We start from the raw sequence: 13,348 nt of genomic DNA on the forward strand, positions 1-13,348 counted from the left end.
ATGGTAAAATGCAAGATAGATTGTATTGAACGGGGGAAAATAGAGTCCATGTATTTTATCATCGCGATCATCGCAGTCATTATTGACCAATTAACAAAGTTAGCTGTTGTGAAGAATATGACAGAAGGAGAGTCAATCCCTATCATCGACAATTTCTTCTACTTGTCTTCTCATCGTAACCGAGGAGCAGCTTGGGGAATATTAGAAGGGCATTTTTGGTTCTTTTATCTCGTCACAGCGATTGTTATAGTTATAGTCAGTTACTATATTGTGAAATATAGCAAAGAAAGCAAACTGATGGGTACATCACTTGCACTTGTACTTGGAGGAGCGGTCGGCAACTTTATCGATCGTTTATTCCGGAAAGAAGTCGTCGATTTTGTAGACACGAGGTTTGGCGATTATCATTATCCGATATTTAACGTGGCAGATTCCTGCCTGGTTGTCGGCGTTATCCTCATCATCATCGCAATGCTGCTTGATGAGCGAAAGAAAGGGAGAAAAGAAACATGAGTCAGTTTGAACATACAGTTGCAGCCGAGCAAGCGGGACTGCGCATTGATAAACTGCTGTCAGATATCCAGGAAGATGTTTCCCGGAGCCAAGCACAAAGCTGGATCAAGGAAGATCTGGTGACAGTAAACGGCACGACAGTTAAGAATAAGTATACGGTGCAAGAAGGAGACGAAATTGCTTGGTCGATTCCCGAACCTGAGGAAATGGAGATCAAAGCGGAGAATATCCCGCTTGAAATTGTTTATGAAGATGCAGATATTGCAGTCGTAAACAAACCGAGAGGAATGGTGGTTCACCCATCCAATGGACATCAGTCCGGTACAATGGTGCATGCATTGTTGTATCATCTTAAAGATCTTTCCGGCATTAATGGCACATTTCGTCCAGGGATTGTCCACCGTATTGATAAAGATACGAGCGGTCTGTTAGTTGTTGCAAAACATGACAAAGCACATCAGAAATTAACCGATATGCTGAAGGATCATGATATTGAACGTAAATACCGGGCAATTGTTCATGGTGTTATTGACCATGAATATGGCACGATTGAAGCACCAATCGGACGTGACCCGAATGACCGTCAGAAAATGGCTGTTGTTGAAAATGGGAAACCAGCAGTAACACACTTTGAAGTGTTAGAGCGCTTTGAAGGTTTTACTTACATTGAATGTAAGCTGGAAACAGGCAGAACCCACCAAATACGTGTGCATATGCAGTATATTAGCTATCCGCTGGCTGGAGATCCGAAATATGGTCCTCGCCGTACACTCGACATTGGCGGACAAGCGCTTCATGCAGCTGTGCTCGGTCTGCATCACCCGATTACAGGAGAATGGATGCGATTCGAAGCTCCTGTCCCAGAAGTGTTTCAAGCGGAATTGGACAAGTTAAAATTCAACGCTTGACAGTAATGCAGCCCTATGCGATACTAATTGCAGTTGAATAAGAACCTTTAAGACAGTCCAGAGAGGCTGATAAGGAAGCGGAGAAGAACGGGATACAAGTATGTATCTATGCCCCTTATTACCTCATGGTGATAAGGGGTTTTTTCACAGCTTCAGGAAGGTGGGACAAGAATGAACAAAAAAGCGACTTTGCTCGATCAAGCAGCAATTAACCGTGCTCTTACGCGAATTGCTCATGAGATACTTGAGCGAAATAAAGGACCAGAGGATTTGGTGCTGGTCGGCATCCAAACCAGAGGTGTTCCCATCGCCAAACGCTTGCAGCAGAAGATAGAAGGAATTGAACAAGCGACGGTTCCGCTGGAAGAAGTGGATATCACATTATACCGTGATGATTTAGCACATGCTTCTGATAATCAAGAACCAACGGTACAGCCAGTTAAGCTTGGAACAGACTTAACGAATAAGACAGTCATCTTGATTGATGATGTGTTATATACAGGAAGAACAGTCAGAGCAGCGATGGATGCGATTATGGATGCGGGACGTCCGGCGCAGATCCAGCTTGCAGTTCTGATTGATCGCGGTCACCGGGAACTCCCAATCCGTGCTGACTATATTGGGAAGAATATCCCAACTTCGCAATCAGAAATAATCGTCGTTGAACTAGAAGAAACAGACGATTACGAGAGCGTAGATATTTACGAAAATTAAATAGGACCTTTAATGGAAGTCCAGAGAGGCTTACAAGGTCGCAAGCAACAACGTCGTCACGACTAGTGGCAGACGTGTGCCTCTTTGCGACCTACATCGTAAAGAGGCTTTTTTTATAGCCGAAAAGAGGAGAGACACAGATGAAACCAGCACTAGCAATACACGACATACCAAAATGGCACCAATGGATAATATTCAGCTTACAGCACTTATTCGCAATGTTTGGCTCGACAATTCTTGTGCCAGCGCTGACCGGCCTTGATCCAGCTGTCGCACTCGTATCCAGCGGGATTGGAACACTGGCATTCATCCTTATAACAAGAGGATCCGTACCAGCTTATCTGGGATCGAGCTTTGCTTTCATTTACCCTATCACACAGGCAATCGATGCTTCCGGTATCGGCGGGGCCATGATTGGAAGCTTCTTTGCGGGGCTGGCTTACGGAATCGTAGCCATCGCCATCCGATTCGGCGGGATGAAAGGTATCATCCGGCTGCTGCCGCCAATCGTTGTCGGACCTGTCATTATCGTCATCGGGCTGGCGCTGGCACCGACTGCAGTAGACATGGCAATGAATGCTCCTGATACAGGAGAATACAGCACCAAATACTTTATCGCAGCACTTGTGACATTAGCAATCACAGTAGCAGCTTCTATCTTCCTGCGCGGTTTCCTCGGTCTAATTCCAGTTTTAATCGGAATTGTTGGCGGATATGTTTTCGCTTTAACACAAGGAATTGTTGATACAAGCGGCGTACAAGCAGCTTGGAACCAAATTGTGACGGCAGATTCCGTCGGAGCATTCTTTAGCGGCATTTTCCATGTGCCGAACTTCACGGTTCCATTTGCAGATTACAATGTAGCTGATGTGTTCAGCTGGCAGCTGTTCTTCACCATGGTGCCAATCGCAGTTGTTACCGTATCGGAGCATATCGGACATCAGTTAGCACTATCCAAAATCGTAGATGAAAACATGCTAGTAAAGCCAGGGTTGGACAAATCCATCACTGGAGATGGTGTAGCGACCATGATTGCGTCTATGCTTGGAGGCCCGCCAAATACAACATATGGTGAGAACATCGGTGTACTGGCGATCACGAGAATATTCAGTGTGTATGTTATCGGAGGAACGGCGGTGCTTGCCATCCTGTTCGGCTTCACGGGTATCGTCACCGCACTGATTAGTTCTGTGCCTACCGCAGTAATGGGCGGCGTCAGCATTATGCTGTTCGGAATCATCGCTGCCAGCGGCCTTCGGACAATGATTGACAGTCAGCTTGACCTAGGGGATAAGCGCAATTTGATTATTAGTTCGATCATCTTGGTCATTGGAATTGGAGGAGCATTCCTACGCTTCCAAATAGCTGAACTTGACTTGGAAATCAATAGCATGGCATTAGCAGCACTAGTTGGTGTCGTTCTGAACTTAGTCTTGCCGGGAAAAGAATCTGGTCTTGGAAATGGCAGTCTGTTCTCTATCGAGGAGCAGAAACAAACATCCAAATAAGGAGGAGAAGGACATGAAGCATTTTGTATCGATGAAGCATCTTAGTGCAGCAGAACTGCTACAGCTCGTACAGCTCGCTGCAGACATACAGGCACAGGGGGTATCTGCATACAGGCAGCAGCTGTTCGCAGCCAATCTATTCTTCGAGCCGAGCACACGGACGAAGATGAGTTTTACCGTAGCAGAACGCAAACTCGGACTGGAAGTACTGGACTTCGCTGCAGAAGCATCCAGTGTCACGAAAGGCGAGACCGTTTATGATACTGCGAAGACCCTTCAATCGATCGGCGCTTCAGTCCTTGTTATCCGGCACCCAGAGGAAGGAACAGCTGGTATGCTGGCGGAGAAGCTGGATATACCGGTTATCAATGCTGGTGATGGAAAAGGAGAGCATCCGACACAATGCTTGCTTGATTTGATGACCATCTATCAGGAATACGGACGTTTTAACGGACTCAAAGTCGTGATTGCCGGCGATATTCGTCACAGCCGGGTTGCCAGGAGCAATGCATTGGCACTGCAGCAATTGGGGGCGCAGGTCTTTGCGGCAGGCAAACCGGAATGGATGGATGCGTCCATGGATCTTCCAGTATTGAGTATGGATGAGGCGGCAGCGCAATGTGATGTGATGATGCTCCTTCGTATACAGTTTGAGCGGCATGACAAAAAAGAAGCAGCAGCAGGTTACTTAGAGGAATACGGCTTGACCAAAGCTAGAGAAAAACGGATGCAGCCGCACAGCATTATTATGCATCCCGCACCAGTCAACCGAGGCATTGAGATTGATGACAGTTTAGTCGAAGCGCCGAGGTCTCGAATATTCCGCCAAATGGAAAATGGCGTTGCAGCAAGGATGGCAGTAATTCTAACTTTATTGGAAGGCAGGGGAATGCAGCGTGGCTATAATTTTGACAAACGCGAAGCAGTTAACAGCTGACAACAGCTTGGAAGATGTAATGGTAAAAATTGAGGGTGGCGTAATCAAAGAGATTGCTCCGCATATGGAGACGGCAGCAGGTGATCAGCTTGAAGATATGGAAGGACAGCTGATCACAGCCGGTTTTGTAGATGTACACGTCCATTTGCGAGAACCAGGCGCTGAAAGAAAAGAGACGATTGAAACCGGCACAAAGGCAGCAGCAAGAGGCGGCTTCACAACGGTTGCAGCAATGCCCAATTTGCGTCCTGCACCTGATTGCCCAGAGACACTTGCCAGCATTCAAGCGAAAAATGAAGAAAGCGGCGTAATTCGTGTTCTTCAGTACGCCAGCATCACGAAGCAGCAGCTGGGCCGGGAAATTGTCGATATGGAAAATATGACAACTGCTTTTGCTTTTACTGATGACGGACTCGGTATCCAGTCTGCCGGTATGATGCTGGAAACGATGCAGCGAGCAGCGAAACTTGGCATCCCGGTCGTCGCACATTGTGAAGATGACAGTCTTGTGCCGGGAGGCGTCATGCATGAAGGAACAGCAAGCAAAAGACTTGGATTGCCAGGTATTAATAATGTGTCTGAGTCGGTGCACATTGCCCGGGATGTTTTACTCGCAGAAGCAGCTGGCTGTCATTACCACATCTGTCATGTCAGTACAAAAGAGTCCGTTCGCGTTATCCGCGATGCGAAACGCGCCGGTATTCGAGTAACAGCAGAAGTAACACCGCATCATTTGCTTTTGACAGATGAAGATATTAAAAATGATGATGGCAATTATAAGATGAATCCGCCACTCCGATCCGAAGCTGATCGTCAGGCGCTTATCGAAGGACTGCTGGACGGCACAATCGATATGATTGCAACGGATCATGCACCGCACACAGCGGAGGAGAAAAATGTCAGCATGCTGGATGCATCATTCGGCATCGTTGGATCAGAAACAGCTTTCAGTCTGCTGTACACACAATTTGTCGAGACAGATGTATTCACGCTTCGTCAGCTTATCGACTGGCTGACAATCAAGCCAGCCCAAGCATTCGAGCTGCCGTACGGCCGCTTTGAGACAGGAGCAGCAGCAGATTTGACTGTACTGGATCTGCAAGCAGACGGACTAGTGGACCCGACTTTATTCCAATCAAAAGGAACAAACACACCATTTATCGGCTGGCGTTATACAGGAGAGCCAACAATGACAATCTGCAATGGAGAAATTGTATACAGAAAGGAAGCGGTAAAATGAAGAAACGACAACTAATTCTCGAAGACGGGACTGTATTCAACGGAACAGCATTCGGAAGCGATCAGGCAACAACAGGAGAAATTGTTTTTAATACAGGAATGACCGGCTATCAAGAAATTCTGTCTGACCCTTCCTACTGCGGACAAATCGTTACACTGACTTATCCGCTAATTGGCAACTATGGTATTAATAGTGATGACTTCGAAAGCATCCAGCCATCCATCCAAGCACTCGTCGTAAAAGAAGCAAGTGCTGCTCCTTCAAATTTCCGGAAGCAGCATACAATAGACAGCTTCCTAAAGTTTCATGAGATTCCTGGAATTGAAGGCATTGATACTCGTAAACTAACAAAAATCATCCGCAAACAAGGTGCGATGAAAGCTAGATTGACAGAAGCAACCGAAACAGTGGAAACAGGTGCTTCTTGGGAAGCAATTTCACTGCCGAATGACCAAGTGCAGCGTATGAGTACAGCCAAGCCTTATGTCGTTCCCGGCCGCGGCAAACGAATTGTGGTGATGGACTTCGGTATGAAGCATGGTATTTTACGTGAACTTGCAGCACGCGACTGTCATATTACGGTCGTACCTTGGCACTACTCGCCAGAACAAATCCTTCATTTAAATCCTGATGGCGTCATGCTGACAAATGGACCAGGAGATCCGAAAGACGTGGAAACTGCCACCAAAACCATTCGTGAGCTGATCAGTCAAGTACCTATTTTTGGTATCTGTCTCGGCCACCAGCTGATTGCACTTGCAGCCGGCGCCAATACAGAAAAACTGAAATTCGGGCATCGGGGCTCCAACCATCCTGTCAAAGACTTGGCAACAGGGAAAACCTACCTAACATCTCAAAATCATGGCTATACCGTTACCAAAGAATCGCTATCTTCAACGGATCTTGAATTAACGCAAGTAGCGTTAAACGACGGTACCGTAGAAGGGCTTCAGCACAAAAAATACCCAGTCATGAGTGTGCAATACCATCCAGAAGCAGCTCCGGGCCCAGAAGATACCCGACATTTGTTCGATGAGTTTCTTGACATGACACAGCAAACAACACAACCATCATCCAAGGGGGAAGCTACTTATGCCTAAACGTACTGACATCCAAAAAATCCTTGTTATCGGATCTGGTCCAATCGTCATTGGGCAGGCAGCAGAATTTGATTATTCCGGCACACAGGCTTGCCAAGCGTTGCGTGAAGAAGGATATACGGTCGTTCTGGCAAACTCCAATCCTGCCACCATCATGACAGACCACACTGTAGCAGATATCGTCTATATGGAGCCGCTCACGGTCGAGTTCCTAAGCAAAATCATTCGCAAGGAACAACCTGATGCGCTGCTGCCTACACTTGGCGGTCAAACAGGCTTAAACTTGGCTGTTGCGCTTGATAACTCTGGTATATTAAAAGAATTCGGTGTTGAGCTGTTAGGAACTTCTTTGGAAGCCATTCAGCAAGCAGAGGATCGGGAGCAATTCCGTGATTTGATGCACCAGCTCGGTGAGCCAGTACCCGAAAGCCAAATTGTCACAACTGTCGAACAAGCCGTAGCTTTTTCCGAGGAAATCGGTTTTCCGCTGATTGTCCGTCCCGCATATACGCTTGGCGGCACTGGGGGCGGCATGTGCTATGACTTAGAAGAGTTAAAGACAATCACAAGGAACGGCCTTACACTTTCTCCTGTCACACAATGTTTGATTGAACGCAATATTGCCGGTTTTAAGGAAATTGAATACGAAGTTATGCGCGACAAAAACGACCAGGCCATTGTTGTTTGTAATATGGAAAACGTCGATCCTGTCGGTATTCATACCGGAGACAGCATTGTTGTGGCGCCATCGCAAACACTAAGCGACCGCGAATACCAGCTGCTTCGAAATGCTTCTATTAAGATTATTAAGGCATTAAAGATTGAAGGCGGCTGTAACGTTCAGCTTGCACTTGATCCGCACAGCTTTAACTATTACATCATAGAAGTGAACCCGCGTGTCAGCCGCTCTAGTGCGCTGGCTTCGAAAGCAACAGGTTATCCAATTGCCAAAATGGCAGCTAAAATCGCCGTTGGTTTGACATTGGATGAAATTAAAAACCCTGTAACAGGTACTACATACGCTTACTTTGAGCCGGCTCTCGATTATGTTGTAGCCAAACTGCCGCGCTTTCCGTTTGATAAGTTCGTCAGCGGCAATCGCAAGCTCGGCACCCAAATGAAAGCGACAGGAGAAGTGATGGCAATTGGGCGGAATATCGAAGAAGCGTTACTGAAAGGTGTTCGTTCCCTCGATAATAAAGCAAACGGCCTCGCCTCTCTGCGTTTAGATCAGATGACGGACGACGAGATGGAGCATCGCCTAGTCAAAGCCGATGATGAGCGATTATTCATCTTGGCAGAAGCATTCCGCCGCGGCAATTCTGTTGAACAGCTGCATGAGCTGACAAAAATTGATCGCTTCTTCCTTTGGAAAATTGAAGCACTTATCGAAATGGAGACAGCTTTACAGGAACAGCCGTGGGAGCTGAAGCTGTTAAAGGAAGCAAAACAAAAGGGCTTCTCTGACCGTGAAATTGCACACTGGTGGGATACAAAAGAAGACAAAGTCTATCAGTTCCGCATGGAAAACCAGCTAGCACCGGTGTATAAAATGGTAGACACATGTGCAGCCGAATTTGAATCGCAAACACCGTATTTCTACAGCACATACGAAGAAGAAAATGAATCCATTGTCTCTGATAAAGAAAAAGTGATTGTGCTTGGCTCCGGTCCTATCCGCATTGGTCAAGGAATCGAGTTCGATTATGCCACAGTTCATTCTGTTCTGGCAATTCGAGAAGCGGGCTACGAAGCAATTATTATCAACAGCAACCCGGAAACCGTTTCGACTGATTTCAGTGTATCTGACAAGCTGTACTTTGAACCGCTAACTTTAGAAGATGTCATGCACGTTGTTAATCTAGAAAATCCCCTGGGCGTTATCGTTCAATTCGGCGGTCAGACAGCAATCAACCTAGCAGAAGGACTGGAACGGCGCGGCGTGAAAGTGCTGGGAACATCACTACAAGCAATTGATGCTGCCGAAGACCGTAATAAATTTGAAAAATTACTAGACGAATTGAAAGTGGCGAAGCCAGAAGGTGCATCTATTACGAAACTTGAGGATGCAGCAGAAACAGCGGCTAAAATCGGGTATCCGGTGCTTGTCCGTCCTTCTTATGTTATCGGCGGAAGCAATATGGAAATTGTTTATAACGAAGCAGAATTACACCATTATATGGAAAAGCGGGTTCATGTTCGTCATGATCATCCGGTTCTAATCGACCAATACTTAACTGGCATTGAAGTGGAAGTCGATGCCATCAGTGACGGAGAAACAACGATTATCCCAGGCATTATGGAACATATTGAACGCGCAGGCGTCCATTCAGGAGATTCTATTGCCGTATACCCTACGCAGACAATTACAGAAGAATGCCGCCAGCAATGTATCGAGGCAACAATGCAGATAGCGAAAGCACTTGGTGTAAAAGGGCTGATCAACATCCAATTTGTTATCCATAAAGGAAAAGCCTATGTGCTGGAAGTAAACCCTCGGGCCAGCCGAACGATTCCGTTCTTGTCTAAGATTACCCACGTAACGATGGCTAATATTGCTACAAAAGCTATTCTCGGACAGAAGCTGGCTGATATGGGCTATGTGAGCGGCCTGCTGCCGGAACCAGAAGATGTGTTTGTGAAGGTGCCGGTATTCAGTTTTGAGAAGCTGCGCAGTGTGGATACACTGCTTGGACCAGAAATGAAGTCTACAGGAGAAGCAATTGGTCACGATCGGACGCTTGAAAAAGCATTGTATAAAGGATTGCTCGCATCCGGACTATCTGTGCCGCAGGAAGGAGCAATACTTCTGACGGTAGCAGATAAAGACAAAGCAGAAGCAATGGAAATAGCCAAACTGTTCTATGCACTAGGCTTCCAATTATACGCAACAGAAGGAACTAGCGCAGCCGTAGAGGATGCAGGACTGCCGGTAACAACCGTTGGTAAAGTCGGGTCAGCGGAGCAAAATGTCATTAGCATCATTGAGAACGGCGACGTACAATTTGTCGTCAACACACTGACTTCCGGCAAACAGCCGCGATCTGATGGGTTCCTTATCCGCCGCGAAGCAGTGGAGCACGGTCTCGCCTGTTTGACAAGCTTGGATACTGCTAAAGCAATTGCCAGCATTATTGAATCGATGACCTTTACTGCCAAACCAGTTGTGGCAGGAGGCGTACTGTCTTGATTCATGAGCAGCTCAAAATTATCAGCAAACAGCTTATTGCCAAAGATACAGTAGAGATGACCTTTCGCGGAAGAATGGCCCAGGAGAAAATTCTCCCAGGCCAGTTCCTTCATCTGCTTGTAGGCGAAGGGACGAATCATATGCTCCGCCGCCCAATCAGCATAGCGGGAGTAGATAGACAAGCTTCTACCATCACCATCATTTTTAAACTGCTTGGAGAAGGAACAAACACATTAGCAAAAGCAGCACCAGGAGATCAGCTGGATGCGCTTGGGCCTTGCGGACAAGGCTATCCTGTCGACGACTTGCAGCTTGAAAAAGCGCTGCTTGTCGGAGGAGGGATAGGGGTACCGCCGCTTTACTATCTGGCGCAGTGTCTGAAACGAAAAGGTGTGCACGTCACCATGGTGGCAGGGTTCCAGAACAAAGCGCAAGTTTTTTATGAAAATCAGTTCCGGCTTCTCGGAAACTACTATCTTGCCACGGATGATGGCAGTGCAGGAGAAAAAGGGTTTGTAACGGATATCATTAACGCAGAAAAGCTGGATTTTGATCAGTACTTTACTTGTGGTCCCACTGGCATGCTGAAAGCTGTATCCACACAGCTTTCTAATCAGGAAGGGTTTATATCGATTGAACAGCGAATGGGGTGCGGCATCGGAGCTTGCTTCGCATGCGTCGTTCCTGCACCGGATAGTGCAAATGGCTATAAAAAAATCTGCAAAGACGGTCCAGTGTTCCGAGCGAAGGAGGTTGTGTTGACATGAACCTAGCGGTCCAGCTGCCAGGCTTAACAATGAAAAATCCGATTTTGCCAGCTTCCGGGTGCTTTGGCTTCGGTAAAGAATACGCCGAGCTGTATGATTTGAACTTACTAGGTGCCATTACGATTAAAGCAGCGACTGGCACAGCCCGCTATGGCAATGCGACACCACGTGTAGCCGAGACAGATGCCGGCATGCTGAACGCAATCGGTCTGCAAAATCCAGGTGTCAATCAAATTATGGAACAAGAGCTGCCGTTCTTAGCAAATTACGACACGCCTATCATGGCAAATGTAGCAGGAAGCACAATTGAAGAATACGTCGAAGTAGCACAAAAGATCAGCAGACATCCAGTTATTAAAGCAATTGAGTTAAATATATCTTGCCCGAATGTAAAAGAAGGCGGCGTGCAATTCGGAACAGATCCAGCACTGGCTCAAACAGTTACGGCGGCGGTAAAAGAAGTTAGTACCGTTCCTGTGTATGTGAAGCTGTCTCCGAATGTCACAGATATCACAGCGATAGCTTCTGCAGCAGAGGCTGGCGGTGCAGATGGCTTATCTTTAATTAATACGCTGACAGGCATGCAAATCAATTTAGCGAACCGAAGACCGCTGCTTGCGAATAAAATAGGCGGTTTATCAGGACCGGCTGTTAAACCTGTTGCCATCCGCATGGTCTACCAAGTCCGCCAAGTGACGGATTTACCAATCATTGGCATGGGCGGCGTCAGAACAGCAGAAGATGTGCTGGAATTCCTGCTTGCAGGTGCCTCAGCGGTAGCAGTCGGTACTGCCAATTTCCAACATCCATTTGTTTGTCCAGAGATTATTCAGCAATTGCCGGCTGTACTTGAGAAATATGGTTTCGCTAATGCGGTGGAAGCAATCGGAAAGGGGCATGAACATGCAAACACCCATTTATCTCGCACTTGATTTTCCGACAGGGAACGAAGCAATGCATTTCCTTAATCAGAATGAAATGGATGAAATACCAGTAAAAGTTGGCATGGAGCTTTTTTACCGCGAAGGACCGCAGATTATCTACCAATTAAAAGAGAAAAAACATCCGATCTTTCTTGATTTAAAATTACATGATATTCCCAACACGGTTAATAGGGCAATGCGTAATCTAGCAGCACTTGATGTTGATATCGTCAATGTGCATGCGCTTGGCGGAGCGAAAATGATAGAGGCGGCAAAAGAAGGATTACATAGCGGAGCAGCAGATGCTGTACCGAAACTGATTAGCGTGACAATGCTGACCTCCATGGATGAGCATACAGTCCAAACTGATTTGCAGCAGCCGATGGAATTAGCTGCTTATGCACGTCATTTAGCAGAGCTGTCTAAGTGTGCTGGTGCAGATGGCGTTGTATGTTCTCCTCATGAAGCAGCGAGCATCAAAGCGGCCTGCGGAGAAAGCTTTCTAACCGTCACGCCTGGCATTCGCCTGGCCGGTTCCGCGCCAAACGACCAGCATCGTATTGCTACACCAGCTGCGGCGAAGAAGATGGGTGCCGATTACTTGGTCATCGGCAGAAGTGTGACAGCAGCAGATAACCCAAAACAAGCCTACAATCAGGCGGTACAGGAGTGGAAAAACGATGACAACAACAACTAATCTAGCAGAAGCACTGCTTTCTATCAATGCAATCCAAATTGATCCTTCCAAATCGTTTGTATGGGCAAGCGGTATTCATTCTCCAATCTACTGTGATAACCGGCTTACATTAGGTCATCCTGAAGTCCGGAGTGAGATTAGCAGACAGTTTCAACGCAAGTTAGCACAATTACCGGAAACTGAAATTATCGCTGGCTGTGCTACAGGTGGAATCCCGCACGCAGCCTGGCTTGCTGATAAAGCGAATTTACCTATGATTTACGTTCGATCCAGCAAAAAAGGTCATGGCAAAGGCAATCAGATTGAAGGAGCAGATGTGGCTGGTAAGCATGTGGTCGTCATTGAAGATCTTATTTCGACAGGCGGTTCGGTTCTGAATACCGTGCAAGCTCTCCAGGAAGCAGGAGCAATCGTTACAAAGGTATTAGCTATTTTCAGCTACAATTTACAAAAAGCCGATGATAACTTTGCTGAGGTAGAAGTTCCATTTGAAACGCTGACGAACTTTGATTCATTAACGGAAGTCCTTGTGGAAAGAGGCGCTATTACATTGCAGGAAAAGCAGGGACTATTAGATTGGCGCAATACACTCTGAAAATTACGCTGGCACCTAGCAGTAATATAAAACATGTGGAGGCTTTAGCTCTGAAAGTAAGGGAGCGAAAGCCTTTTCGCGTTTCTTCATATAAACCTAAAATGTCCGCAGCAAGTGACGACAGTGATATCGCACAAACACCTATTTCTCACATAAACTAACCACAAGATTCAGAGACAGATCTGTCATATTACGTGCAGCGTATTCACTTACAAGCAATGGCTGTTCTTTTGTGGGGGATATCGTGGCTGAAGTT

Annotated in this window: 12 protein-coding genes; all 12 read left to right on the forward strand. The window is 46.7% G+C overall.

All coding sequences use genetic code 11. The features are described 5' to 3' along the window. Positions 1–48 precede the first annotated feature (48 nt). The 12 genes from lspA to pyrE all read left to right on the forward strand — a co-directional run bounded on the left by lspA (position 49) and on the right by pyrE (position 13,092). Entirely contained in the window at positions 49–513 is a 465-nt protein-coding gene (gene lspA / locus CRO17_RS05890; RefSeq protein WP_097040307.1) for a signal peptidase II, read from the forward strand. After that, positions 510–1,421 carry an RluA family pseudouridine synthase gene (locus tag CRO17_RS05895; RefSeq protein ID WP_097040309.1) on the forward strand — a complete coding sequence of 304 codons (912 nt, stop codon included), beginning with the start codon at positions 510–512 and terminating at the stop codon, positions 1,419–1,421. Before lspA ends, CRO17_RS05895 begins: the two co-directional genes overlap by 4 nt. Positions 1,422–1,592: 171 nt before the next feature. After that, positions 1,593–2,135 carry a bifunctional pyr operon transcriptional regulator/uracil phosphoribosyltransferase PyrR gene (gene pyrR, locus CRO17_RS05900; protein ID WP_097040311.1) on the forward strand — a complete coding sequence of 181 codons (543 nt, stop codon included), beginning with the start codon at positions 1,593–1,595 and terminating at the stop codon, positions 2,133–2,135. Between the two features lie 140 nt (positions 2,136–2,275). Beyond that, a complete protein-coding gene (locus CRO17_RS05905) occupies positions 2,276–3,643 on the forward strand; it encodes a solute carrier family 23 protein (RefSeq protein ID WP_097040313.1) in 1,368 nt (455 codons plus the stop codon). A gap of 13 nt (positions 3,644–3,656) precedes the next feature. Then, the gene (locus CRO17_RS05910) at positions 3,657–4,580 is read left to right on the forward strand and encodes an aspartate carbamoyltransferase catalytic subunit (RefSeq protein WP_097040316.1); all 924 of its coding nucleotides are present in this window, start codon (positions 3,657–3,659) and stop codon (positions 4,578–4,580) included. Between the two features lie 19 nt (positions 4,581–4,599). Beyond that, positions 4,600–5,820: a dihydroorotase gene (locus tag CRO17_RS05915; RefSeq protein WP_245864757.1), complete on the forward strand. Its 1,221-nt coding sequence runs from the start codon at positions 4,600–4,602 to the stop codon at positions 5,818–5,820. After that, positions 5,817–6,920 (forward strand): carbamoyl phosphate synthase small subunit, encoded by a 1,104-nt coding sequence (locus CRO17_RS05920; protein WP_097040319.1) that lies wholly within the window; start codon positions 5,817–5,819, stop codon positions 6,918–6,920. The genes CRO17_RS05915 and CRO17_RS05920 overlap by 4 nt, the downstream gene beginning before the upstream one ends. Then, entirely contained in the window at positions 6,913–10,110 is a 3,198-nt protein-coding gene (gene carB, locus CRO17_RS05925) for a carbamoyl-phosphate synthase large subunit (protein ID WP_097040321.1), read from the forward strand. The genes CRO17_RS05920 and carB overlap by 8 nt, the downstream gene beginning before the upstream one ends. After that, entirely contained in the window at positions 10,107–10,877 is a 771-nt protein-coding gene (locus tag CRO17_RS05930) for a dihydroorotate dehydrogenase electron transfer subunit (RefSeq protein ID WP_097040324.1), read from the forward strand. The genes carB and CRO17_RS05930 overlap by 4 nt, the downstream gene beginning before the upstream one ends. Beyond that, positions 10,874–11,809, forward strand: a complete 936-nt coding sequence (locus tag CRO17_RS05935; RefSeq protein ID WP_097040327.1) for a dihydroorotate dehydrogenase — start codon at positions 10,874–10,876, stop codon at positions 11,807–11,809. The genes CRO17_RS05930 and CRO17_RS05935 overlap by 4 nt, the downstream gene beginning before the upstream one ends. Beyond that, complete coding sequence (pyrF, locus tag CRO17_RS05940) at positions 11,781–12,497, forward strand: orotidine-5'-phosphate decarboxylase (protein WP_097040328.1); 717 nt, start codon at positions 11,781–11,783, stop codon at positions 12,495–12,497. The genes CRO17_RS05935 and pyrF overlap by 29 nt, the downstream gene beginning before the upstream one ends. Next, positions 12,481–13,092 carry an orotate phosphoribosyltransferase gene (gene pyrE / locus CRO17_RS05945; RefSeq protein WP_097040330.1) on the forward strand — a complete coding sequence of 204 codons (612 nt, stop codon included), beginning with the start codon at positions 12,481–12,483 and terminating at the stop codon, positions 13,090–13,092. The genes pyrF and pyrE overlap by 17 nt, the downstream gene beginning before the upstream one ends. The last annotated feature ends 256 nt before the right edge of the window (positions 13,093–13,348 follow it).

Source organism: Terribacillus aidingensis, from assembly GCF_900215625.1.
In the GTDB taxonomy this organism is placed as follows: Bacteria; Bacillota; Bacilli; order Bacillales; family Amphibacillaceae; genus Terribacillus; species Terribacillus aidingensis.